This window comes from Microbacterium sp. (assembly GCF_031178445.1).
Classification (GTDB): domain Bacteria; phylum Actinomycetota; class Actinomycetes; order Actinomycetales; family Microbacteriaceae; genus Microbacterium.
This window is the reverse complement of record NZ_JAPSIY010000002.1, coordinates 371006-394876: the sequence shown is the minus strand read 5'-3', so window position 1 is coordinate 394876 and position 23871 is coordinate 371006. Positions and strand designations below refer to the sequence as shown.

Annotated in this window: 16 protein-coding genes; 6 read left to right on the top strand and 10 right to left on the bottom strand. The window is 69.7% G+C overall.

The features are described 5' to 3' along the window. Positions 1–21: 21 nt before the first annotated feature. The 4 genes from RIN43_RS04675 to RIN43_RS04660 form a co-directional block, all read right to left on the bottom strand. Positions 22–4656, bottom strand: coding sequence for an ExeM/NucH family extracellular endonuclease (locus tag RIN43_RS04675; RefSeq protein WP_309127717.1), 4635 nt, complete (start codon positions 4654–4656; stop codon positions 22–24). A gap of 163 nt (positions 4657–4819) precedes the next feature. Next, entirely contained in the window at positions 4820–5620 is an 801-nt protein-coding gene (locus tag RIN43_RS04670) for an SURF1 family cytochrome oxidase biogenesis protein (protein ID WP_309127716.1), read from the bottom strand. Continuing rightward, positions 5617–6735, bottom strand: a complete 1119-nt coding sequence (locus tag RIN43_RS04665; protein ID WP_309127805.1) for a GuaB3 family IMP dehydrogenase-related protein — start codon at positions 6733–6735, stop codon at positions 5617–5619. Before RIN43_RS04665 ends, RIN43_RS04670 begins: the two co-directional genes overlap by 4 nt. A gap of 227 nt (positions 6736–6962) precedes the next feature. Further along, positions 6963–8651, bottom strand: a complete 1689-nt coding sequence (locus tag RIN43_RS04660; protein WP_309127715.1) for an ATP-binding cassette domain-containing protein — start codon at positions 8649–8651, stop codon at positions 6963–6965. 389 nt (positions 8652–9040) lie between these two features. Between RIN43_RS04660 and RIN43_RS04655 the strand changes: the two genes are divergently transcribed. Continuing rightward, entirely contained in the window at positions 9041–9886 is an 846-nt protein-coding gene (locus tag RIN43_RS04655) for a type IV toxin-antitoxin system AbiEi family antitoxin domain-containing protein (protein ID WP_309127714.1), read from the top strand. A gap of 204 nt (positions 9887–10090) precedes the next feature. Here the strand turns inward: RIN43_RS04655 and RIN43_RS04650 are convergent, their stop codons facing one another. The 4 genes from RIN43_RS04650 to guaB all read right to left on the bottom strand — a co-directional run bounded on the left by RIN43_RS04650 (position 10091) and on the right by guaB (position 15046). Next, positions 10091–11554, bottom strand: coding sequence for an aminotransferase class V-fold PLP-dependent enzyme (locus tag RIN43_RS04650; RefSeq protein WP_309127713.1), 1464 nt, complete (start codon positions 11552–11554; stop codon positions 10091–10093). Beyond that, complete coding sequence (locus tag RIN43_RS04645) at positions 11551–12915, bottom strand: MFS transporter (protein ID WP_309127712.1); 1365 nt, start codon at positions 12913–12915, stop codon at positions 11551–11553. Before RIN43_RS04645 ends, RIN43_RS04650 begins: the two co-directional genes overlap by 4 nt. A 152-nt stretch (positions 12916–13067) precedes the next feature. Beyond that, entirely contained in the window at positions 13068–13343 is a 276-nt protein-coding gene (locus RIN43_RS04640; protein WP_309127711.1) for a DUF2277 domain-containing protein, read from the bottom strand. A 200-nt stretch (positions 13344–13543) separates the two neighbouring features. Next, positions 13544–15046 carry an IMP dehydrogenase gene (gene guaB, locus RIN43_RS04635; protein ID WP_309127710.1) on the bottom strand — a complete coding sequence of 501 codons (1503 nt, stop codon included), beginning with the start codon at positions 15044–15046 and terminating at the stop codon, positions 13544–13546. A gap of 240 nt (positions 15047–15286) precedes the next feature. On the opposite strand from guaB, the gene RIN43_RS04630 reads away from it, so the two are divergent. Genes RIN43_RS04630 through RIN43_RS04615 form a run of 4 tightly spaced genes read left to right on the top strand, consistent with a single transcriptional unit; the run spans position 15287 to position 19369 of the window. Further along, positions 15287–16633 (top strand): branched-chain amino acid ABC transporter permease, encoded by a 1347-nt coding sequence (locus tag RIN43_RS04630; protein ID WP_309127709.1) that lies wholly within the window; start codon positions 15287–15289, stop codon positions 16631–16633. Between the two features lie 3 nt (positions 16634–16636). Next, positions 16637–17614: a branched-chain amino acid ABC transporter permease gene (locus tag RIN43_RS04625; RefSeq protein ID WP_309127708.1), complete on the top strand. Its 978-nt coding sequence runs from the start codon at positions 16637–16639 to the stop codon at positions 17612–17614. A 28-nt stretch (positions 17615–17642) separates the two neighbouring features. Continuing rightward, positions 17643–18629 carry an ABC transporter ATP-binding protein gene (locus tag RIN43_RS04620; RefSeq protein ID WP_375163705.1) on the top strand — a complete coding sequence of 329 codons (987 nt, stop codon included), beginning with the start codon at positions 17643–17645 and terminating at the stop codon, positions 18627–18629. After that, entirely contained in the window at positions 18626–19369 is a 744-nt protein-coding gene (locus tag RIN43_RS04615) for an ABC transporter ATP-binding protein (RefSeq protein WP_309127706.1), read from the top strand. Before RIN43_RS04620 ends, RIN43_RS04615 begins: the two co-directional genes overlap by 4 nt. 188 nt (positions 19370–19557) lie before the next feature. Here RIN43_RS04615 and RIN43_RS04610 read toward each other — a convergent pair whose 3' ends face one another. Both RIN43_RS04610 and rarD read right to left on the bottom strand, forming a co-directional pair. Beyond that, on the bottom strand, positions 19558–20814 hold the full coding sequence (locus RIN43_RS04610) for an ABC transporter substrate-binding protein (protein WP_309127705.1): 1257 nt from the start codon (positions 20812–20814) through the stop codon (positions 19558–19560). Positions 20815–20953: 139 nt separating this feature from the next. Beyond that, complete coding sequence (gene rarD / locus RIN43_RS04605; RefSeq protein WP_309127704.1) at positions 20954–21880, bottom strand: EamA family transporter RarD; 927 nt, start codon at positions 21878–21880, stop codon at positions 20954–20956. 159 nt (positions 21881–22039) lie between these two features. Here rarD and RIN43_RS04600 point away from each other — a divergent pair, with 159 nt between their 5' ends. Continuing rightward, positions 22040–23869, top strand: coding sequence for an Hsp70 family protein (locus RIN43_RS04600; protein WP_309127703.1), 1830 nt, complete (start codon positions 22040–22042; stop codon positions 23867–23869). The last annotated feature ends 2 nt before the right edge of the window (positions 23870–23871 follow it).

Below are 23871 nucleotides of genomic sequence, written 5' to 3'. Positions count from 1 at the left end.
GTCTCCTGCTGGCTCAGAGCCTCAGAACCATCCGGTGAGGAGGTCCCACAGCCAGTCGAGGACGTCCTTCACCGCGCCGCCGATCCCGCCCTTGCGGTTGACGTGCACCGTCGCGGTGGCCTCGTCGCCGTCGGCCTGCGAGACCGCGACGGTGTACTTGCCGGGCTGCGCGTTCGCCGGCACCCGCACCTCGGTGGCGAACGAGCCGTCCTCGCCGATCTGCACCGTGCCGAGGTCGACGGCCTGACCCTTCTTGGGTCGCAGCTCGATGCTGACGGTCTCACCGGGCTGATAGTCGGAGCCGGTGATGGCGAGAGTCTTGCCCGCAGCGACCTTCGCAGACCTGAGCTCGATCGTGCCAGCGAACTCGACTGCCTCCTCGCCACCCGCGATCGTGAACGGCACCTGCGCGCTCGTGCCCGTAGAGGCGACCGACACGGTGAGCGGCTGGTCGCCGGTGACGCCCTCCGGAACGGTGAACGTCAGGCTCGCGCGTCCGACTTCGTCGGTGGTGTCGACGACCGTGGTGTCGATCGCCCCAGACGCCAGTTGCGTGTCGCCAAGGGAGACCGTCACGTCTCCGGGAGCGGGCTCGCCCGCGCTGAACGCCAGCGACGACAGTGAGAGCGTCACCTCGTCGCCCGGTCGGTAGCCGTCACCGGATGCGGTGCTGAGCACCGCGCCCACCGCACGCTGCGCGTAGTCGGGCGCCGACGTGTTGTTCGCCGCGAACCAGTCGACCATCGATTGCAGGTCGACCTTGCCGGTGTCCTTCTTGTCCGTCCCCTCGGCGAAGGTGAAGAAGTTGTCTCCGCCGCCGGCGAGGAACGAGTTCGCCGCTACGGTGTACGACGCCGCCGGGTCGATCTGCGCCCCGTTCAGGGTGATCGAGGTGATGCGCTCGCCCTGCGCCGCGTTCGGGTCGTAGATGTACTCCAGCCCCTTCGAGACACCGAGCTTCAGGAACGGCCGGCTGGCGTCCGCGGGCTGCCATTGCTCCTCGAGCACCGCCTTCACCTGCGCGCCCGTGAGGGTCAGGGTGACCAGCGTGTTGGCGAACGGCTGCACCGTGGCCGCCTCGCGGTAGGTGACGTTGCCGTCGGGGTCGCTCGTGCCGCTCGACGCGAAGGTGAGGTTGGCGCGGATGCCACCCGGGTTCATCAGCGCGAGGTCGGCGCCGGTCGCCCACTTCTGCACGTCGGCGACGAAGTTGCCGATCGTCGACTCGCCACCGCGGTTCTCGGTCTTGCCGTCGCTCTGACGAGCGCGGTTGAAGTCCGCGGTGATGTCGCCGACCTTGACGGCGCCGAGCACGTCGGCCTCCTTCTTGGCCGCGTCGACGATCGCCTGCACCTCGGGGACCGCCGGATACTGGGCGACCCAGGTGTCGTCGACCTTCTTGGTCAGCGGCCGGATCTCGTTGACGATCGAGAGAAGCTCCTTGCTCTCGCGGTCGACCTCCAGGCTCATCACTCCGAGGTTCTCGCCGTATTGCCCCGCCGAGACGACCGGGCGGCCGTCGATGACGTGGTTGTACGCGAGGTGCGTGTGCGCCGAGACGATCGCGTCCACATCGTCATCGACGCCGTACACGACCTCGCCCAACGGGGTCTCGGGCGTGATGCTGTCGGGCTCGACCGTCGTCGCTCCCTCGTGGACGAGCAGGATCACGACATCGGCCTCGCCGTTGGCGGCGTCGCCGTCACGCAGGTCGTCCGCCACGGCGTTGACCGAGTCGACGATGCTGCGGACCTCGAGATCCTTGATGCCCTCGGGCGATACCAGCGAGGGCAGGTCCTCGGTGACGGCGCCGACGAATCCGACACGCACCCCGTCGAGCTCCTTCACCCAGGCCGGTGCGAGAGCGGTCTCGCCGGTCTCGGTGAGGAAGACGTTCGACGAGATGTACTCCCAGTCGGCACGCTCCTGCACCCGATCGCGCAGGTCGGCCCAGCCCTGGTCGAACTCGTGGTTGCCTGCGGCACTGACGTCGAGTCCCGCCGCGTTGAGCGCATCGATGGTCGGATTGTCGTCCTGGATGAACGACGTGAACGTCGATGCTCCGATCAGGTCGCCTGCGGCGGCGAAGATCGTGTTGGGGTTCTCCTCGCGGAGCTGCTGCACCGCTCCGGCCAGCACCGCGGCTCCCGCACTGGCGTTGTCGGCTTCGATGCGTCCGTGAAAGTCGTTGATCGTGGCGATGTCGATGCTGACCGGCGGCTCATCGGCCGAGACGCCCACCACGATCGGGTCGTGGTCGCTGGAGCGGAACGGGGTTCCCGACTCGGTGGCGCCGAACGCGTAGCCGCGGTCGCTCCACTCCGGTGAGTTGATGCTCCACACGCCCGCACCGGTGATCGACGCCGCGAGAGACGGCGAGGCGATGACGTGGTCGAGCGAGCCCAGCTCGCCGTCGAACGTGTAGGTGTACTGGCCGTCTGTCCTGTCGGCGACCAGAGCGCTCCACCCGGCCGCGCTGAACACGTCGATCGGATCCTCTTCGCTGTAGGCGTTGAAGTCGCCGATCAGCAGCATGTCAGTACTGCCGGTGTCCTCGGCCAGCCGGTCGGTGAACTCGAGCAGCGACTGGGCCTGCCGGACCCTGTCGGCGTTGAAGTGACCCTGCCCGTCGGCTGGTTCGGCGCCGTCTCCCGACTTCGACTTGAAGTGGTTGGCGACGACCGTCACCGTGCGGCCGTCGATGTCGAAAGCCTGCGCGATCGGCTCGCGAGCGTTGCCCCAGACGGTCTCATCGGTGATGGTCGCACTGGCGCCCTCGGGCGTCACCGCGTCCTTCTTGTAGATGATCGCGTTGGTGATGAAGTCGGTGGTCGCAGCATCCGTGAGCGGTTCGGGCGTGGGCACGAACGCCCACTCCTCGCTGCCCGCGGCGGCGTTGAGGCCGTCGACGAGGTCTGCGAGCGCGGAGTCGACGGGCTTGCCGAATCGGATCGAGTTCTCGATCTCCATGAGCGAGACGATCTCGGCGCCCGTGCCGTTGATGGCGGAGACGATCTTCGACTTCTGGATGGCGAACTGCGCGGCATCCGCTGCGCCGCGCGCGTTCGAGTTCTCCGACTTCAGCGTCGTGAAGTAGTTGTACACGTTGAACGAGGCGACCTGGACGTCTCCGCCCACGGAGGGCGCTTCCTCCCGCGGGTTGGCCGTCGTGAACGAGATCTTCGCCTCGTCAGGGGACTCGCTCGACAGTGGCGTCACCGGCTGCAGTCGCCAGTCGTCGAAGCCGTACTGGAGCACGAAGCCCTTCCCGCCGAAGTCGACGAGGTCGCCGTTGCGCACCACGGTGTCCTTGCGGAAATAGGGCTGGTCACCCGGGTGCGCGGCGTTGCCGACCTGAACGCTGTAACCATCGTCGAGAAGGATGCGATCGGCGCGGTTCGCCTCGGCGATCGCGTCGGCTTCGGCGCCGGGGCGCTTCAGCTCGGTGCTCTTCACGTTCAGCTCGCCCGGGTTGAGCCACAGGGTGCCGTAGTTGTAGAGCTGGTGGCTCGAGGCCACCGCGTAGTCGCCGGTCGGCGTCACGAGCATGCTCTCGTACGCCTCGCGGTCGTCGCCGACCACCGTCGCAGGCAGCGGCGTCGCGGCGGGTACGCCCGCATCCGCGGTGACGACCGAGACGCCCGCGGCGGACGCCGGAGTGATCTGCGTCTGCCCGAAGTACTCGCTCACCACGCCGGTGACCGACACGAGGTCGCCGATCTCGCCGGGGACGGACTTGCCGTTCAGGTAGACGAAGACGCCGTCGGATGCTCCCGGTGTGGCGTCATGCTCCCCGCCGGAATCCCGGCTCTGGATCACCACTCCGCCGTATCCGCCGGAGCGGTGGTCGGCAGTGATGACCCCCTCCACCGTCACGGTCTCGCCGTTCAGCGGCGACGTGCCGCCGGTGCCCTGCACCTCGGCGATGGTCGCCGCGGTCGGCTCGGTGCCCGGGTCGGTACCGGGGTCGTCGTTCCCGGAGTTCTGCGGCGTGACGTCAGCCGAGAGTGAGAAGTCCGCGCTGTTGTCGTCGGTGTCTGCACCGTCGGTGCGGTTCAGCGACTTCACGTCGCGGTTGCTCGAGGGTGCTGCTGCGGCGGCGCCCTCGAAGGTGTTCGAGGTGCCGTAGCCGAGCACGTCGATCACCGCGTCGGATCCGGCGACGGAGCCGGTCGGAAGCGTGACCGCCGCTTCGCCCTCGACCAGGGCGATGGTGCCGGCCGAGCCGCTGACGTTCAGGCCGGTGCCGACCGCGTCGGGAGCCGGCAGTGCCGCACCGGCGGTGCCGTTGCTGCCGCCCTGCACCAGGAAGTACCCACCTGCCGGGATGACGCCGGAGAGCGGCACGACGGCGGTCGATGCGCCCGTGCCGCTCGCCGACCGGTACTGCAGCGACATGCCGTCGAGCGTGATGTCGGCGGACGTGGGGTTGTACAGCTCGACGAACTTGCTGGTGAACGCGGCGCCGGCGCTGCCGCCGGACAGGTACGCCTCGTTGATCACCACGCCGGTGCCGGCGGGGTTGGCGAATGCGGGCACTGCGACGAGTGAGCCGAAGCCCAGCCCGGCGGCCGTGGCCATGGCGAGGGCGCAGATGCGCCCCCTGCTCCTGTGCGAGACGAGAACCGTGCGGCTGGCGTCATCGGGGGCGGACATCATCAATGCTGTCTCCTCGGTCGGGTCGGACGACGGGTCTCGTGAACCCGCCGCCGCACGCGCACCGAGTGGTGCACGCGCACGGAAGCGACCCTAGAGCGGTTCACCGACATCCGGCAAGCATGTTCGTGAAGCCGTCACGCGACGGTCACCGAACGGTCGTCTAACCCGCGGACTCCTCGAACTCCTCGACCTCGCGCTCCCAGGCGTCGCGCGCGAGCCGGTACCAGAGGTAGAACGCGAAGCCGGCGAACACCGCCCATTCGGCGGCGTAGAAGACGTTCAGCCAGTTCACCGGTGACTTCTGCTCCGGTGGCGGAGAGGCGATGTCGACCAGTCCCGCAGGCGCCTCGGCCGACGCCAGATACGGTCGGTAGACGGCGAGCTGCTCGGTGTCGTGCCACCGGCTGAGCAGCGCGGCCGTCGACATGCGTCTGAGCTCGTACGGATCGCTGCGCGGCGGAAGCTCGACGCCCTCGTCGTCGATGACCCTTCCGGTGATGCGGGCCTCCGCGGCGCCGGCGGCGGCGAGTTCGCCTGCCGCGGCGTTCGCCTGCTCGCGGGTCTCAGCCCAACCGAGCGCCACGGCGATCGAGGTGCGCTCGGCGACGCGCAGCTGTCCTGTGACCCAGTAGCCCGCGGCTCCGTCGTTGAAGCGTGCCGACACGACGATGAAGTCCTCCGGCACCCAGGTGCCGTTCGCCTCGACCCGCTGGCCGCCGAGCGGTTCGGGCAGGTACTGGCCCGGCTCGACGACGTCGTGCAGCGCACGCACCTGCTCGGTCGCTCCGGGCTCGGGCGGGTCGGTGTCGATGGCGCGGGCGAGCTGCCACTGGCCGAGCCAGGCGAAGACCCCGGCGACGACCAGGCAGAGCAGCAGTGTGCCGATCCATCGCGGGCGCAGCATCACCTCGCGCAGCGTCGGGGGGAACGCCGGCGGCACCTCAGGCCCGGAGGAGGTCATCCCTGCTCGTACGGCGCGAGCACGACCTCGACCCGCTGGAACTCCTTGAGGTCGGAGTAGCCGGTCGTGGCCATCGACTTGCGAAGCGCCCCGATCAGGTTCGCCGTGCCGTCGGCCACGGGCGCGGGACCGTACAGGATCTCCTCGAGCGTGGCGATGCCGTCGACGGGCACACGACGCCCGCGCGGAAGCTGCGGGTGGTGCGCCTCAGCACCCCAGTGGAAGCCCCGCCCTGGAGCATCCGTCGCCCGCGCCAGCGCCACGCCGAGCATCACGGCGTCAGCGCCCATCGCGAGCGCCTTCACGATGTCGCCCGAGGTGCCGACGCCTCCATCTGCGATGACGTGCACATAGCGTCCGCCGGACTCGTCGAGGTAGTCGCGGCGCGCGGCCGCCACGTCGGAGACGGCGGTCGCCATCGGCGCGTGGATGCCGAGGGTGGCGCGCGTGGTGGATGCCGCTCCCCCGCCGAAGCCGACGAGCACGCCGGCGGCACCGGTGCGCATGAGGTGCAGCGCAGCGGTGTAGGTGCCTGCTCCGCCGACGATCACCGGCACGTCGAGGTCGTAGATGAACTTCTTGAGGTTCAGCGGCTCGGCCACGCTCGAGACGTGCTCGGCCGAGACGGTGGTGCCGCGGATCACGAACAGGTCGACGCCGGCGGCGGCGACCGTGTCGTACAGCTCCTGCGTGCGCTGCGGGGTGAGCGATCCTGCGACGGTGACTCCCCCCTCGCGGATCTCGGCGAGGCGCTGCGTGATCAGCTCCGGCTTGATCGGCTCGGAGTACAGCTGCTGCATCCGCACCGTCGCGCGCTCGGCCGGGAGCGTGGCGATCTCGTCGAGCAGGGGCTCGGGGTTCTCGTAGCGGGTCCACAGGCCCTCGAGGTCGAGCACGCCGAGGCCGCCCAGCTGCCCCAGCATGATGGCCGTCTTCGGGCTGACCACGGAGTCCATGGGCGCGCCGAGCACCGGGATGTCGAACGGGAACGCGTCGATCGTCCACGCGGTGGACACGTCCTCGGGGTTGCGGGTGCGCCGCGACGGCACGACCGCGATGTCGTCGAACGTGTACGCGCGGCGCGCGCGCTTGCCTCGGCCGATCTCGATGTCCATGCTCACTCTTCCAGCCTACCCGGCGGCGCCGACGCGGCCCGCGCTCGGCATCCGTCGCTGTCGGGACGCGCCGGCCCCGAGATCAGGACGTTCACCGAGGACAGGACGGATGCTGCGGAAGCATCCTGTTCTCGGCGAATCTCCTGTCCTCGATGACGGATGCCGCGGCACCGGTGACGGATGCCGCGGCACCGGTGCACGTGCGCGGCCCGCGCGCTCGGCATCCGTCATCGCGCCCGCACGACCCGGCGTTCGTCCCAGACCGGCGCGTCGGACTCGTAGACCTCGCCGTCGTGCCCGAACACGAGGAACCTGTCGAACGAGCGCGCGAACCAGCGGTCGTGCGTGACTGCCACGACGGTGCCCTCGAAGCGGGCGATGGCCTGCTCGAGCGCCTCGGCGGACTCCAGGTCGAGGTTGTCGGTCGGCTCGTCCAGCAGCAGCAGGGTGGCGCCGCTGAGCTCCAGCAGAAGCACCTGGAACCTCGCCTGCTGCCCGCCCGACAGCTGGTCGAAGGCCTGCTGCGTCTGCCGCACCAGCCCGTAACGGTCGAGTGCCGAGCTGGCCGCATCCCTCGGCATGCCGGCGCGGCGGTCGTCGCCGCGGTGCAGGATCTCCAGCAGCGTGCGCCCCGCGAACTCCGGGTGGGCGTGGGTCTGCGCGAACAGACCGGGCACCACCCGCGCGCCGAGCACGGCCGATCCCGTGTGCGCGACCGGATCGAGCGTCTCGGAGGCGTCGACGAGGTGCCCCAGCGTCGGGTCGGGGTCGCTTCCTCCGCGGGCGAGCAGCCGCAGGAAGTGCGACTTGCCAGAGCCGTTGGAGCCCAGCACCGCGACGCGATCGCCGAACCAGATCTCGGCGTCGAAAGGCCGCATGAGCCCGGTGAGCTCCAGGCGAGTGCACACGATCGCACGCTTGCCGGTGCGGGCCCCGCGCAGTCTCATGTCGAAGTCCTGCGCGGGCGGGCGCTCCTCGGGCGGCCCCGCCTCCTCGAACCAGCGCAGCCGGGTCTGCGCGGCGCGATACCGCGACGCGAAACCGTCGTTGGCGGCTGCTTTGACCTTCAGCGTCGCGACGAGCGTCTTCAGCTTGTCGTGCTGCTCGTCCCACCGACGGCGAAGCTCGTCGAGCCGGTCCATGCGGTCCTCGCGCGCCTGGTGGTAAGTGGCGAAGCCACCGCCGTGCACCCACGCGGTCGCCCCCGCCCCGCCAGGTTCGAGGGTGACGATGCGATCGGCGGCCCGCGCGAGCAGCTCACGATCGTGCGAGACCAGCAGCACGGTCTTGGGTGTCTCGCGAAGGCGCCCCTCTAGCCAGCGCTTCCCGGGTACGTCGAGGTAGTTGTCCGGCTCGTCGAGCAGCAGCACGTCGTCGGGCCCTCGCAGCAGGGCTTCCAGTGCCAGACGTTTCTGCTCTCCGCCCGATAGCGTGGCGAGGTCGCGGAACCGGGCGCGTTCGAAAGGCACTCCCAGGGCGGCGATGGTGCACTGGTCCCAGACGGTCTCGTGCTCGTAGCCGCCTGCGTCCGCATAGTCGGCGAGCGCCGTGGCGTACCGCATCTGGGTGCGCTCTGTGTCGTCCTCGATGAGCGCGTTCTCGGCAGAATCCAGCGCTTCTGCCGCAGCCCTGATGCGCGCCGGCGCGACCCGGATCAGCAGATCGTGCACAGTCGTCCCGCTCTCACCGTGCCCGACGAACTGATCCATGACGCCGAGCGAGCCGTCGATCGTGACCACACCCCCGTCCGGGGCGACGTCGCCGCGGATGATTCGCAGCAGAGTCGATTTGCCGGCCCCGTTCGGCCCGATCAGGGCACTCGTCGACCCGTTCCCGACCCGGAACGTCGCCTCATCCAGAAGCGGCCGCCCGTCCGGGAGGGCCAGTGAGACCGCGCTGACGTCGATGTAGCCCACGGCGAAGTCCTTCCGCCCGCCGTGCGTCCGTCGTGCAGCGAGCCGACCAGGCTATCAGCATCCGTCGCCGACGTGGCACCTCGGGCCGCCCGCCGCCCCTGCCTTGTCTCCCGCCGCGCTCTCCCGCCGCGCTCTCCGCCGCGCTCGCTTCCGCCGTCTCAGCCACGCTCTCCGCCGCGCTCGCCGCCGCGCTCGCTTCCGCCGTCTCCAACTCCCAGAACAGGACGAACGCCCGCAACAGGACGGATGCGGCGAAAGCATCCTGTTCTCGCCGATGCTCCGTTCTCGGGCGCCGCGACGTCCTGCACACCCGGCCGCGGCCGCGACTTGTGCACATCTTGCGGGATGCGGCGCGCACGGACTTCGCGACGCGTGCACGCTCTGGTTGCATGAGAACTCGCCTGGAGACCTGGATGCGGCAGCACGACGGCATTGCGCACAGCCGCGACCTGCGCGCGGAGGGGTTCACGCCGCACGAGGTCCGGCAGGCGGTGCGCCGCGGACAGCTGCAGCGGGTTCGACGGTCATGGCTGCTCACCCCTGAGTGCACACCGGAACGACGGGCGGCCGCCGAGGTCAGCGGGCGTGTCACCTGCGTCACGGCTGCCCGGCGACTGCAGCTGTGGTCCGAGGATGCTCCGCAGACGCACCTGGCGGTGCCGTCGACGTCATCGCGGGTCTCGGGGCACGGACGCGTGCTGCATTGGGCCAGCGGCCCCGTCCCAGTCGCCCGATTCGCCGTCGACGATCCGCTGCTCAACGTGCTGTATCACGTCGCGCGGTGCCTGCTGCCCGCACAGGCGGCCGACGTCTGGGAGGCCGCGCTCCGCCGGAACCTCGTGACGCTTCCCCAGCTTCGCCGCACGGCCTGGCGCAGCTCCGCGGCGAACGGCGTGCTGGAGCGCGTCGGCGGCTTCTCGGACTCCGTCCTCGAGACACGCTTCGTCGCCATCATGCGCAGCTGCGGCGTGGAGGTGCGCCAGCAGGTGCTGATCGACGAGCACCCCGTCGACGGGCTGATCGGGGAACGGCTGGTCGTGCAACTGGACGGATTCGAGTTCCACAGCAGGCCCGCGGATCGCCGCAAGGACCTCCGCCAGGACGCGCGGCTCGCACTGCTCGGCTACACGGTGCTGCGCTTCGACTACCAGCAGGTCATGTTCGACCACCGCTACGTCCAGCACACGATCCTCAACGCGGTCGCGCAGGGCCTGCACCTGGGCCCCCGACGCTGAATGACCGTCACCGAGAACAGGATGGACACCGGAAGCAGGACGGATGCCGCGGAAACGTCCTGTTCTGGGTGAATCGCCTGTACTCGCGTGCGGGACGGCCACGAGGCACGGGCGCGGGACGGCACGAAGACACGCGCGCGGGACGGAGGCGGGACGGATGCAGGACACGCGCGGAGCGCGGTACACGCGCGGACCGGCTCGCGATCACGGCTCTGACAGCCTGGCCAGAAGCTCGGTGAGCAGCGCCTCTGCGACGGGCGCGGGAAGCCGCTCGATGAGCGCCATGAGCATCGCCATCGGCTGATCCGCCGAGACGCGGCCCGCACCGGCGAGGCGCAGCAGTCGCCAGGCCGCGCTCGGGCCCGGTACGCGCCCGCCCTCGCGGTAGCCCAGGATGCGCAGCGCCGCCACCAGCATCCGAGCATCGGCGGCCCGCACTCCCCTCACCGAATCGGATGCCGCGCGCAGCGCCGCACCGAGCTCCGCCATCTCCTTCTCGTGCACAGGGGTGAGGGTGAAGTGCGCGCTGTGCGGAATCCGGGTGCCATCTGCCTGCGTGAGGCCCGGTTGGTGCTGCACCTTCCAGCCGTGAGCCAGCATCGCGTCGGCGAGTCGGTGCGGATCGACGCGCTCCCGCGCCGACACGTTCTTGTCGGCGACGAGGGCGATGGCTGGTCCTGCCGGAGCGCCCATCACCGCCAGTCCCTGGATGCCGTCGACGATCCGCCTGAACTCGGCCGCCGCACGCGCCGTCGAGGCGGTCAACTCGGCGTAGCCGCGTTCGCCGAGATGCTGCGCGATCGCCCAGGCGGCGGCAAGAGGCGACGCCGAGCGCGAGCCGAGCAGCGTCGGGTTCACGACGGGATAGCCGGGCCAGCGCGTCGTGGCGAAAAACTGCGCCCGGTGGCGACGCCGGCCCCCTCCACCTCCGTGCAGCAGCACGGACACGCCTTTGGGTGCGTAGCCGAACTTGTGCAGGTCGGCCGAGATGCTCGTCACACCCCTCACCCGGAAGTCCCAGGCGGGAAGACCGGGCCACCAGGGCAGCACGAACCCTCCGAAGCAGGCGTCGACATGGCAGGACACACCCCGATCGGCGGCCGCGGAGGCGACCTCGGCGACGGGGTCGAGCGCCCCGGTCGGATATGCGGGTGCCGAGACGACGACGAGGGCGACGTCGTCGTCGAGACGATCGACGAGGTCAGCGGCGCGCACCGTGCCGTCCGGCGCGCACGGCACGGGGTCCCAGTCCAGGTCGAACAGGGCCGCCGCCTTCTGGAACGCCGCGTGCGCGGTCGTCGGCGTCACCAGTCGCGGGCGGCCGGTGGCATCCGGATGCTGCGCCCGCCACAGATCCCGCGCGGTCTTGACCGCCAGCAGGCAGCTCTCGGTGCCTCCGCTGGTGATCGATCCGACCACCGACCGGCCGCCGCGCAGCATCCGTCTCGCGAACCCGATCAGGTCGCGCTCCATCGCCGAGATCGACGGGAACACCGTCGGGTCCAGGCCGTTCAGCGGGCGGGCGAGTCGTGCGGCGGCATCGGCGAGGTCGTCGAGCTCGTCGCGGCCGGAGTCGTACACGTACGAGAGCACGCGGCCGCCGTGGGTCGGAGCGTCGGCGGCCCGCAGCGCCCGCAGGCGCTCGAGCACCGCGACGGCATCTGTCATGCCGCCGTCCCCACGATGTCGTGCTCCCGCAGGCGGTAGCGCGCCAGCGTGATCAGGCTGATCGCCATGAGCACTGCGGGCAGGATGCTGAACGACACGGCGATGCCCGCCACGGCCGCATCCGGCTGCACGACCTCCCGCCCCGCGGTGGTCTCGAGATAGCCGGTCGCAGCCAGCACCAGCGCGAGCACCGTGCCGCCCAGCGCCATGCCGGTGGTCTCCCCCGCCGTCCACACGCCACCGAAAACGCCGGAGCGGTTGTCCCCGCCCGTCGTGCTGCGGTCGTAGGCGATCACGTCTGGCAGCATCGCCATCGGGAGCGTCTGCATCCCGGCGTACGCGGCGCCGGCCAGCCCCACCGGCACCAGGATCCACCAGCCCGGCACCCACACCATCGCGGCGAGGATGAGCGTGGCCAGCAGGAAGATCGAACTGGCGAGGCGGAACGAGCGTTCCTTGCCGAGGCGGTCGGCGATCGCTTTCCACACCGGCGCCATCAGCAGCGCGGGAGCGATCAGCGCGACGAACAGCTGCGTCACCGCCGTCTCGTCCTCGAGCACCCAGCGCGCCACGTACTGCGCGGCCGCGAGCATCAGGCCGGTGGCCAGCCCCTGCAGCATGAAGGTGGCGAGCAGCGCACGGAACGGCTGACTCTGGCGCAGTACGGCGATGCCGCCGCGATAGTGCTCGGCGATCGACGCGCCGGGCCGCACCGGCAGCAGCGGCCGGCGCGGCGCGACACCGGCCGAGATCAGCATCGCCGCGCCGAGCACGACGGCCGCGACGGCGGCCATCACGAGGTAGCCGAGCAGCGGGTCGTCGGGGAACAGGGCGCGCACCTCGGGGCCTCCGGCGCCGAACAGCAGGATCGCCACGGTGAGCACCACCACCCGCCAGCTGAGCAGCCGGGTGCGCTCGCGATAGTCATCGGTCAGCTCCGCGGGCAAGGCGATGTAAGGCACTTGGAAGAGGCTGAAGAACGTCGCGGCCGCCATGAAGGCGACCAGCACCCAGATCGCGGACGGTACAGGTCCGAGACCGGCCGGCACGGCGAACGTCAGCACGAACGCGAGCGGCAGACCGACCGCGCCGATCAGCATGGTGCGGGCGCGGGTGCCCGAGTGCGCGAGCGAACGGTCGCTGAGTCCGCCGATGACAGGGTCGATCAGCACGTCCCAGATCTTGGCCGCGGTGACGATCGCGCCGGCCGCCAGCGCCGTCACGCCGAGCGAGTCCGTCAGGTAGTACACCAGCACCAGACCCGGCAGAGTGGCGAAGCCGCCGGTGCCGAGTGATCCCATCGCGTAGCGGGAGACCTGGCCGCGGGTGAGCCGGGTGAGCGAATTCAGCCCTGAATCCATGGCCTCACTCTAGCGTCGGGCGCCGTTACAGCCGGGCCGGCCCGTTGCGCGCGGACGCTGCAGGTCGTACGGTTCGGCCGGCGGATCGTCGGCGTGTCCACCGGCGGACCTGCCGATGACCGTCGACCGGTCGTGCCGAAGCGCGTCGGGGGTCAGGCGGCGTAGCGGCCCGAGGCGATCGCGCGGGCGCGGGCCTTCTCGGCTTCCTCCTCGCGGTTCTTCGGCGGCCGGGTGGCGACCAGGTCGTTCAGCAGGTGCTGCGTGGTGTGTGCGATCTCGGCGACGGCACGGTCGAAGGCCTCCTGGTTGGCCTTGGACGGCTTGGTGGTACCGGCGATCTTGCGCACGTACTGGAGGGCGGCGGCGTGCACCTCGTCAGAGGTCGCGGCCGGTTCGAAGTTATGAAGGGTGTGGATGCTTCGGCACATACCGGCACGCTACGCCGAGCATTCCGCATCCGGAACCCCTCCGCGGCGGCTCGACCTCGCCGGTCCGCCCGTGGCGCTGCTAGATATCGCTTGCGCGGCGGGAATTCACGCCGCCGGAGCGGCGAACAGCAGCGCGAAGCGGATGCCGCAGGGAACAGCAGCGCGAAGCGGATGCCGCAGCATCCACTCGCCTCACGCGATCACTTCTTGTAATTGGGCGCCTCGACGACGATCTGCACGTCGTGGGGGTGCGACTCCTTCAGCCCCGCCGAGGTGATGCGCACGAACCGGCCGCGGGTCTTCAGCTCCTCGATCGTGCGCGCGCCGACGTAGAACATCGACTGCCGAAGGCCGCCGACGAGCTGGTATGCGACGGCCGAGAGCGGACCGCGGTAGGGCACCTGGCCTTCGATGCCCTCGGGGATGAGCTTGTCGTCGCTGGGCACGTCGGCCTGGAAGTAGCGGTCCTTCGAGTACGAGGTCTGCTTGCCGCGCGTCTGCATGGCCCCGAGCGATCCCATGCCGCGGTACTGCTTGAACTGCTTGCCCGACTGGAACACGATCTCGCCCGGCGACTCGTCGGTTCCTGCGAGCAGCGAGCCCAGCATGACGGCGTCGGCGCCGGCGACGAGCGCCTTGGCGATGTCGCCCGAGTACTGCAGTCCGCCGTCGGCGATGACGGGCACTCCGGCCGGCTTGGCCGCGAGCGACGCCTCGTAGACGGCGGTCACCTGGGGCACGCCGACACCGGCGACCACACGGGTGGTGCAGATAGAGCCGGGGCCAACGCCCACCTTGACCGCATCGACGCCGGCGTCGACCAGCGCCTGCGCGCCTTCGCGGGTCGCGACGTTGCCGCCGATGATGTCGATGGCGTCGAACGAAGGGTCGGCCTTCAGCCGCTTGACGAGGTCGATCACGCCCTGCGACTGACCGTTCGCCGTGTCGACGACGAGCACGTCGACGCCCGCGTCGCGCAGCGCCTCGGCGCGCTCCCACGCGTCGCCGAAGAAGCCGATAGCCGCGCCGACGCGCAGACGACCCTGCTCGTCCTTGGTGGCGAGCGGGTACTTCTCGCTCTTGTCGAAGTCCTTGATGGTGATGAGGCCGGCCAGCTTGCCGTCGGCGTCGATGAGGGGCAGCTTCTCGACGCGGTGCTTGGCGAACAGCGCGATGACCTCGCCCGCCGCGACTCCCACCGGCGCGGTGATCAGGCCCTCGCTGGTCATGACGTCCTTGACGAGCGTCGACTGGCGCTCGAAGCCCGACACGAAGCGCATGTCGCGGTTGGTGATGATGCCGACCAGGCGCCCGTCGCCGTCGACCACGGGAAGACCCGAGATGCGGTACTGCGCGCACAGCGCGTCGACCTCCTCGACGGTCGCGTCGGGCGTGGTCGTGATCGGGTCGGTGATCATGCCTGACTCGCTGCGCTTGACTCGGTCGACCTGCGCGGCCTGATCGGCGATGGACAGGTTGCGGTGCAGGATGCCCAGACCACCCTCGCGTGCCATGGCGATCGCCATGCGGGCCTCGGTGACCGTGTCCATCGCGCTAGAGAGCAGCGGGGTCGCGACGGAGATGCGGCGGGTCACCCGCGACGACGTGTCGGCCTCGCTGGGGATCACGTCGGTGTGCCCGGGCAGAAGCAGCACGTCATCGTAGGTGAGTCCGATGAAACCGAACGGGTCGTGCTGCTCCATTGTGGGGGGCTCCTCTGCGCCTGCGGCGCGGTCGATGTGGGTTTGAGCGACGGGGCGACGGCGGCCGGGGGACGGTGAGCGTCCGTCGTGTAATGATTCTAAACGCCGTGACGCGCCCGGTATTCCGATCCGGACACGGAAGGTGCGATCCCGCGGTGTCGCACGTTACGCTCAGTGCGACGTCCATCACCCGATCGGCAAACCCTGGCCGGTCCGGTATGCACTCGATGTGGAGGATGCGTGGGACTCAGATCAACGGCCCTTCGGCGACCCCGAGGCTGGCTCTTCGCCGTGCTCGTGTCCCTGGCGGCGACCCTGCTGGTGCTCGGCGCTCCGGTGAGCGCTCACGCCGACACCACGGATGACGGCCAGGAGATCACGGACTTCTACTTCGCAGGCAACATCACCTTCGAAGGCGAGCCGATCGAGGGCGTGGGGCTGAAGGTGGAGGGCGGCGGCTTCGAAGCCGAGACAGAGACGGATGCCGAGGGCAAGTGGCGGCTCTACGTGCCCGAGAAGGAGAAGTACACCATCTCGGTCGACGAGGACACGCTGCCTGAGGGCGTCATCGTCGACGTCGGGCAGCTGCCCGAGGGCGTGAGTCCTGTCGACGGCACGAGCGGGTCGTTCGAGGCGGAATTCGGCCTCACGGGCACGAAGATCGTCAACCTCTTCCTCGGCGAAGGCGAGCGGGTCTCGGTGTCGATGCTCGACCAGATCGTCTCGCGCGCGGTCGGAGGAATCAACTTCGGACTGCTGCTGGGCCTGGCATCCATGGGCGCCGCCCTGATCTACGGCACGACCCGCCTGTCGAACTTCGCACACGGCGAGATGGTCACCTGGGGCGGTGTCGTGGTGGTGCTGGTCGCCTCCTTCTGGCAGCTGCCGCTGTGGCTGGGCATCGTCGCCGCCGTGCTCGCCGGCGGTCTGCTCGGGTGGGCGATGGATGCCGGGCTGTGGCGCCCCCTGCGCAGGCGCGGCCTCGGGATCGTGCAGCTGATGATCGTCAGCATCGGCCTTTCGCTCGCCATGCGGTACGTGCTGCAGTACATGATCGGCGGTGGCACCCTGCAGCTGCCGGGTGCCAGCCCCACGCCGATGCAGTTCGGCCCCGTCTCCCTCTCCTACATCGACCTGATCGCGATGGGCACGAGCCTTGTGGTGATCATCGGCATGGCGTACTTCCTCACCCGAACGCGGATCGGCAAGGCGACCAGGGCGATCTCCGACAACCCGCAGCTCGCCGCCGCATCCGGCATCGACGTCGACAGGGTCATCCGGATCGTGTGGATCCTGGCAGGCGTGCTCGCCGCCATCTCCGGCATCCTGTGGGCGTACTTCCGCCCCGGCGTGAAGTGGGACATGGGCATGCAGATGCTGCTGCTGATGTTCGCCGCGATCACCCTCGGCGGGCTGGGCTCCGCCGTCGGCGCCCTGATCGGCTCGATCATCGTCGGCCTCGCCGTCGAGGTGTCGACGCTGTGGATCCCGTCCGACCTCAAGTACGCCAGCGCCCTGCTCGCGCTGATCCTGATCCTGCTCTTCCGACCGCAGGGTCTGCTCGGACGCAAGGAAAGGCTGGGCTGACGCATGGACTTCGGATCGATCTTCGGCAACTCGCTCGCCTATCTCTTCAGCCCGGTCACCATCGCGTACGCGCTGGCGGCGACGGGACTGGCCGTGCACTTCGGCTACGCCGGCCTGCTGAACTTCGGAATGGCGGCGTTCATGGCGGTCGGCGCCTACGGCTACGCCATCCCCGTGCTCAGCTTCGGCCTGCCGTGGTGGTTGGGCATGCTGATCGGCCTGCTCTCGGGTGCGCTGTTCGCGCTGGTGCTCGGCATCCCGACCCTGCGGCTGCGCGCCGACTACCTCGCGATCGCGACGATCGCGACAGCCGAGGTGGTGCGCCTGCTGTTCCTGACCGAGCTGTTCGCCGAGTACACCAACTCGTCCGGCGGCCTGACCGGCTACCACGGTGGCTTCCGCGACATCAATCCGTTCCCGCCGGGCACGTACGGCTTCGGCCCGTGGACGTACAGCGCGACGCAGCTGTGGGACCGGGTGTTCGGACTGATGCTGCTCATCATCGCGGTGCTGCTGGTGTGGGCTCTCGTGCGCAGCCCCTGGGGGCGCGTGCTGAAGGGCATCCGCGAAGACGAGGACGCGGTGCGCTCGCTGGGCAAGAACGTGTTCGCCTACAAGATGCAGTCGCTCGTCGTGGGCGGTGTCATCGGAGCTGCTGGCGGCATCGTGTTCGTGCTTCCCTCTGCCGTCGTGCCCGGCAGTTACTCCACCTCGCTGACCTTCTTCCTGTGGACGGTGCTGCTGCTGGGTGGTGCGGCCACGGTCTTCGGGCCCACGCTCGGAGCCCTGCTGTTCTGGGTGCTGTTCGCGTTCCTCGGCAACCTGCTGCCGCAGATGGCGAGCGCCGGCATCCTGCCCATGTCGAGCGCACAGGCCGAGATCGTGCGGTGGATCCTCGCCGGTGTGGTGCTGATGCTCATCGTGGTCTTCCGCCCGCAGGGCATCCTCGGAGACAAGAGGGAGATGACCTTTGTCAAGTGACGACACCCACTCGTTCCGCGAGCCCGCAGTGAGGCCCGCGGCCGACGAGCATGCAGCGCCCGCCGGGGCGCCCCGGCCGAAATCGACCGGCCTCGCGAAGGGACCCGGCGTGCCCGGGGTGGCGAAGGTCGACCCGATCCTCGTCATCGACGGCGTCGAACGGCATTTCGGCGGGCTGACCGCCGTGGACGTCGACCACCTCGAGATCCCTCGCGGCGCGATCACCGCCCTGATCGGTCCGAACGGCGCGGGTAAGACCACGCTGTTCAACCTGCTCTGCGGGTTCGACAAGCCCAACAGCGGATCGTGGGTCTACAACGGCAGGAACCTCGCCGGCATCCCGTCGTTCAAGGTGGCGCGGATGGGTCAGGTGCGCACCTTCCAGCTCACCAAGGCCCTGTCGCTGCTCACCGTGCTCGAGAACATGAAGCTCGGCTCGCCCGATCAGCCGGGCGAGCGGTTCTGGGCGAGCCTCGTCCCCGCGATCTGGCGGAAGAAGGAGGCGGAGATCGAGGAGAAGGCGCGCGACCTGCTCGTGCGCTTCAGGCTCGACGCCAAGGAGCAGGACTTCGCCGCGGCCCTGTCGGGCGGACAGCGCAAGCTGCTCGAGATGGCGCGGGCGCTGATGAGCGACCCGAACCTGGTGATGCTCGACGAGCCCATGGCCGGTGTGAACCCGGCGCTCACCCAGTCGCTGCTCGAGCACATCCTCGATCTGAAGGGCCGCGGCATGACCGTGCTGTTCGTCGAGCACGACATGCACATGGTGCGCCACATCGCCGATTGGGTCGTCGTGATGGCCGAGGGCAGGGTCGTCGCGGAGGGGCCGCCTGACGCGGTGATGGCGGACCCGGCCGTGGTGGACGCCTACCTCGGCGCCCACCAGGACGTCGACCTCGGCGAGGTCACCGGGCGGATCGCCACCGTATCGGACACTGAGGCAGCCCGCATCCGGCAGAAGATCGAGGCCGAGGCCGAGGCGGAGCTGGGTCAGGAAGAGGAGGAGCGGCCATGACGGATGCTGAAGGCGACGTCGTCGTCGAGCTGACCAACGTGCACGCCGGGTACCTGCCAGGCGTGAACATCCTCAACGGCGCGAACCTCATCGCACGCAAGGGCGAGCTGGTCGGAATCATCGGCCCGAACGGGGCCGGCAAGTCGACGCTCCTGAAGGCCATCTTCGGCATGGTGCAGGTGCGCGAGGGCGATGTCACCGTGAACGGCTCGAGCATCCTCGGGCTGAACGCCGACAAGCTGGTCGCGCGCGGTGTGGCGTTCGTGCCGCAGACGAACAATGTGTTCCCCTCGCTGACCATCGCCGAGAATCTGCAGATGGGGCTGTACCAGAACCCGAAGATCTACGCCGAGCGGCTCGAGTTCGTCACGGGGATCTTCGAGGAGCTGGGCACGCGGCTCAAGCAGCGTGCGGGTTCGCTCTCGGGCGGCGAGCGCCAGATGGTCGCGATGTCGCGCGCGCTGATGATGGACCCGCAGGTCCTGCTGCTCGACGAGCCCTCGGCCGGTCTCAGCCCGGTTCGGCAGGATGACGCCTTCATCCGTGTCTCCGACATCAACAAGGCCGGCGTCACGACCATCATGGTCGAGCAGAACGCACGACGCTGCCTGCAGATCTGCGACCGCGGGTACGTTCTCGACCAGGGCAAAGACGCGTACGAGGGCACCGGCCGCGATCTGCTCAACGATCCGAAGGTGATCGGACTGTACCTGGGGACCCTGGGCACCGACGCCGCCTGAACGGGCGCCGCCTCGGACCGCCTGCGCAGGCCGTCACGCCGAAGGCGCCGACGAGCCCGGGCACTGCCGAGACCCCGAGCCGCAGATGTCTGCAGATCGGGGTCTCGTGCCTGGGCAGGGGTGTCGGCGGACTCCAGGCACGAAGAAGGCCCTGGATGCTGCAGCATCCAGGGCCTCCCGTCCCCGTCTTACTTGATGCGGGTGTGGGTGTTGCCCTCGCCGTACTCGTAGACACCGATGGCAGCGCCCTCGGGGTCGTTGTCCTCGTTGAAGGTGACCTCGCCGGAGAGTCCGTCGTAGTCGGCTTCGCCGCCGCCGTTGATGATCTCGGCGCATTCGGCGTAGGTCGAGCACTTCTCGCCCTCGCCCTCACCGCCGGAGACCGAGCGCATCTCGCCTGCGATGTCGGCGCCCTCGATCGACTGGGCCTTCAGTGCGGCCAGCGCGATCAGGATGACCGCGTCGTAGGCCTCGGCCGAGTAGGTCACGGCGTCGATGGGCTCGTTGCCATCGGCGGTCCAGACCTCGTTGAGCTGGTCGATGAAGTCATCGGGCAGCTCGGCCCCGGCACGGGTGCCCTTGGAACCGGTCAGGTCGGCCGACAGGTCGGGCCAGTCCTTCAGGTTGCCGTCGACGAGGTACAGCTTGCCGGTGTCGATGCCTGCGTTGCCGAGCAGCGGCGCGATGGTCGCGAACTGGTCGTACGACACGATCGCGACCGCATCCGGCTTCGCGGCGGAGATGGTCTGTACCTGCGCGTTGAACTGGCCGTCGCCCTGGTTGTACGAGGCCTCTGCGACGACCTCGCCGCCGGCGCCCTCGAACGTGTCCTTGATGGACTGGAAGAGGCCCTTGCCGTAGGGGTCGTTCTGGTAGATGATGCCCAGCGTCGTGTTGCCGTCCTCGGCGATCTGGTTGCCGAGCACCTCACCCTGCAGGTTGTCGCTGGGGGCGGTGCGGAAGTACAGCGGGTCCAGACCGGTGAACTCGGCCGACGTGTTGGACGGCGAGACGGTCACGATGCCGGCTCCGACGTTCCCGTCGAGGATCAGCTTGGTGACGCTCGACGAGGCCGCACCGATCATGGCGGTGATGTCCTCGCTCTGCAGCTTCGCGATCGAGGTCTCGTACGCCTTGTTGTCGAGGTCGCCCTCGTCGGCGGTGGTCAGATCGATGGTGACGCCGGCGGCTGCCTCGTTGACCTCCGAGACGGCCAGCTGCACGCCGGCCTCCATCGGAGCGCCGAGGAACGCGAGCGTACCGGTCGCCGGCAGCAGCGAGCCGAGCTTGAGCGTGAGATCTACGGCCTCGCGAGGCTGCTCGGAGCCCTCATTGGGCGATTCCGCCGGCGTGCTGCTGCACCCGGCGATCACGAGTGCGGAGGCGCTGATCATCGCAGCCGCCGCGAAGACCCTCGCAGTGCGCGAGCCCTTCAATGCGTTCATGTTGCTCCCTTGCTTAACTGAACGTGTTTCACCACGGTCGGGTGTCTTCACCCTATGTGATCGGGTGCGGGCCTTCTGTCTCGGTCCCCTAACGATCCGAGTGCCTGTGCGTGCAGCCGGCCGACTGCACGCACAGGGCTCAGACGAGCGGTGCCGGCTTCTCGCGACGGCCGCGACGAGCGGCGATCGTGAGATCGACGATGAACACCGCGATCGCGACCCAGACGATGACGAATCCGGCCCAGCGCTCTGGCGGCATCGGCTCACCCAGCAGCGCCCACCCGACCAGGAACTGCATTACGGGGGTGATGAACTGGATCATCCCGACCAGGCTGAGGTCGACCCGACGTGTCCCCGCCGCGAACAGCAGCAGCGGCACAGCGGTGGCGACGCCGGCGAATGCGACCAGCGCGGTGTGCCAGGCGCTCACATGTCCGAAGGTGATCCCGTCGCTCTGCCCGACGACCACCAGCGTGACGACGGCGATCGGGATGAGCCAGAACGATTCGAGGGTCAGCCCGCTGACGGCGTCCACCGATGAGCCGATCCTCTTCTTGACCAGTCCGTACACGCCGAAGGACGCCGTGAGCGACAGGGCGATCCAGGGGAAGGCGCCATAGGCGACCACGATGACGACGACGGCGATCGCGGCGATGGCGATCGCCGCCCACTGCAGTCGGGTGATGCGCTCGCGCAGCACGAAGACGCCGAGCAGCACGGTGAAGATCGGGTTGATGAAGTAGCCGAGGCTGGTCTCGATGACCTTGCCGTCGAGGGTGCCGAGCAGGAACACCTGCCAGTTGATGTAGATGAGCAGCCCCGCGAGTGCCGTCCATCCCAGCAGGCGCGGTTGCCGCACGATGGCGACGAGGGCGGGCCATCCGCGCATCACGGTGAGCAGCAGGATGCAGAATGCGAGCGACAGCAGCACCCGCCAGGCGACCACCTCCCACGGCCCCGTAGGGGCGAGCGCGAGGAAGTAGAGCGGCAGCACACCCCAGATGAGATAGGCGCCGACCGTGTAGGCGATTCCGCTGCTGCGCGTGGTGTCGAGGGCGGTGCTCACCGGTCAAGCTTAGGCGCCGCGCGGTATACCAGGATGCGGCCTCTGGTGCCGCGTCGGTTTACGCCCTATAGTGACACTGTCCAAAGCTTGGGGGAGCTGGATAAGACTGGGGAAAAGCCGATGTGCCCATCCGGGTACTCGCTCGCGATCGATGCTGGGGTGACCTCTTTCACGGCGGCCACCGCTCGCATCGCGCCGAGCGGAGGAGTCGATGTCGCGCCGTTCGCGGCCGACGGCGAACGTTCCGTCATCGAGGCTGTCGCGTTCATCGCCGACGATGGCGACGTGCTCTTCGGGTCGGCGGGTCTGAAGAGCGGCCTGGAACGTCCGGAGCGATTGATCCGCGGATTCCTGCACCACGTCGGCGATGACGTGCCGCTGGTGGTCGGGGGCTTCGCGGTGCGCGCCGAACACCTCGTCGCCCGTCTGGTGCGTTCGATCGTGGCGGCGGTCTCCGAGCGTGAGGGCTCCCGGCCGCTGATGGTCGCGGTCACCCACCCCACGGGGTGGGGTGGGCACCGTGCAGACGCGCTCCGCGAGGCGATTCGCCAGTGCGGGGTCGGAGAGGTCGCGCTCACCGCTGCCGCCGTCGCCGCCGTGCACGCGCTCGAACCGGAAGGGCCGGAGGCCGCCGGCATCGTCGCCGTCTACGACCTGGGCGGGTCGGGGTTCGAGGCGAGCGTACTGCGCGACGGCGTGCTGCTCGGCACGTTCCGGCAGGAGGTCGGCGGTGCCGACATCGACGAATCCCTGCTGCGGCACGTGCTGGCCACCTCGCCCGGGCCCGAAGGCGGGGAGAAGAGCTCCCTGCACCACGACACGCAGATGCTGCGCCGCAGCGCCGTGCACGCCAAGGAGACGCTGTCCTTCGAATCGGATGCCGTGATGCCCGCGCCCGGCGGGGCCGACGCCGGCATGGTGCGGCTGACACGCGCTGAACTGGAGGATCTCGCCGCAGAGCCACTGCGCATCACCCTCGACGCGCTGGAGCGGGTGCTGGAGATCACCGGGGTCGACGAGGGCGACGTCGACGAGATCCTCCTGGTGGGAGGCGCATCGCGCACGCCGCTGGTCGCGCAGCGTCTGTCCGAGCGGTTCGACCGCCCCCTGACCGTGCCGGATGACCCGCGCAGCGCTGTCGCCATGGGCTGCGCCCGCCTGTCCTGGCAGGAGGGCGAGCGGCGTCGCGAACTGGCAGCCGCGGCATCCGCGGCATCCGCACCCGATCTCACCCCCGTGTCGATGACCGACCGTGCGCCCGTTCACCGGTCGCTGCGCCGCGGCGCCGGCAAGCGCCAGGCAGTCGCGCGGCTCTCGGTGCCGTACGCCGCGGCCGCCGCGCTCGTGGCCGCGTCCGTACTGGTGGCGGGCGGACTGGTGCTCGGCACGACGACGCGTCTCGGCGCGGGCGGCGACGCCGCGGAGGCAGCAGGCCACGTGCTCGCAGGCTCCCATGGCCCGCTGGCGCTGGACCGCTCGGCCTCGTCAGGCTTCACGACCGCCGCCGCACCGTCATCCTCTCCCGAGGCGGGCGAAAGCACTGCGCCGCCGGAGCAGTCGGATGCATCAGACGGCGCCGAGGCAGGTGGTGGGCCGCGTATCACTCCACCTGACTCCACCGACGATGCTGGCACGGCGCCCTCCCGGCCCTCGGGCGGGACGACCTCGCCTCCCGCATCCGGCGGTCGCCCCTCCCCCGCGCCCGGCGAGGCGGAGCCCACCCCCGCGACTGATCCTGCACCGGAGCCGGCCGCGACGACCGACCCGACGCCGACTCCCGACCCTACGACCGATCCCGCCCCCGTCACCGACCCGACGCCGACGCCGACGCCTGAACCCGATCCGGTCACCCCCGCCGACGATACGTCGACGCCTGCCGATCCGCAGCCGACCCCGGATCCGACGCCGGAACCGGCGCCCGAACCCGCCCCGGAACCCGAGCCCACCCCGGAGCCGTCGGGCCCACCGACCGCGGAGCCGGTCGCCTGAGC

Excerpts from the sequence above, each read along its gene's own strand:
- RIN43_RS04655 (WP_309127714.1), top strand. The coding sequence starts at position 9,041 with ATGAGAACTCGCCTGGAGACCTGGATGCGGCAGCACGACGGCATTGCG.
- RIN43_RS04665 (WP_309127805.1), bottom strand. The coding sequence starts at position 6,735 with ATGGACATCGAGATCGGCCGAGGCAAGCGCGCGCGCCGCGCGTACACG.
- RIN43_RS04640 (WP_309127711.1), bottom strand. The coding sequence starts at position 13,343 with ATGTGCCGAAGCATCCACACCCTTCATAACTTCGAACCGGCCGCGACC.
- RIN43_RS04650 (WP_309127713.1), bottom strand. The coding sequence starts at position 11,554 with ATGACAGATGCCGTCGCGGTGCTCGAGCGCCTGCGGGCGCTGCGGGCC.
- RIN43_RS04675 (WP_309127717.1), bottom strand. The coding sequence starts at position 4,656 with ATGTCCGCCCCCGATGACGCCAGCCGCACGGTTCTCGTCTCGCACAGG.
- RIN43_RS04615 (WP_309127706.1), top strand. The coding sequence starts at position 18,626 with ATGACGGATGCTGAAGGCGACGTCGTCGTCGAGCTGACCAACGTGCAC.
- RIN43_RS04645 (WP_309127712.1), bottom strand. The coding sequence starts at position 12,915 with ATGGATTCAGGGCTGAATTCGCTCACCCGGCTCACCCGCGGCCAGGTC.
- RIN43_RS04625 (WP_309127708.1), top strand. The coding sequence starts at position 16,637 with ATGGACTTCGGATCGATCTTCGGCAACTCGCTCGCCTATCTCTTCAGC.
- guaB (WP_309127710.1), bottom strand. The coding sequence starts at position 15,046 with ATGGAGCAGCACGACCCGTTCGGTTTCATCGGACTCACCTACGATGAC.
- RIN43_RS04610 (WP_309127705.1), bottom strand. The coding sequence starts at position 20,814 with ATGAACGCATTGAAGGGCTCGCGCACTGCGAGGGTCTTCGCGGCGGCT.
- RIN43_RS04670 (WP_309127716.1), bottom strand. The coding sequence starts at position 5,620 with ATGACCTCCTCCGGGCCTGAGGTGCCGCCGGCGTTCCCCCCGACGCTG.